This is a genomic window from Dellaglioa sp. CoH-57-MRSF-16 (assembly GCF_056782055.1).
The window spans coordinates 1-277 of record NZ_JBXAXZ010000166.1 but is presented as its reverse complement, the minus strand read 5'-3'; the positions used below and the strand labels follow the sequence as shown (position 1 = coordinate 277).

At 50.9% G+C, this 277-nt stretch carries 1 protein-coding gene; it reads right to left on the bottom strand.

Features of this window, described 5'->3' with window-relative positions; genetic code table 11:
* Positions 1–223, bottom strand: a 223-nt coding sequence (locus tag AC1RPH_RS08300; RefSeq protein WP_481762112.1) for a hypothetical protein, incomplete at its 3' end; no start/stop codon positions are given.
* Positions 224–277 lie beyond the last annotated feature (54 nt).

Here is a 277-nt window from a genome sequence, read left to right as displayed (position 1 = left end):
AGAACACGGAAACAACGCCGCTGCTACCACCCAGCAAGCGACCGGAAGTCAGAACAGCATTGATGGCTTGAGTACTACCGCCTCTGTTCAGGGTCAAGGTAAAGCTGCCTGTTGTAGCATTTCCTACTATCGCATACAGTATGCCCTGAAATCCTGAACCGGTATTGGACACAACAGGAACAACGTGAGGAAACGCAGAATTGCCGGTGTCTGCTGGACACATAGCAGTAGAGGCTACTGAACTCGGAGTAACAGGCAAGGTCACACTAGTCCATGA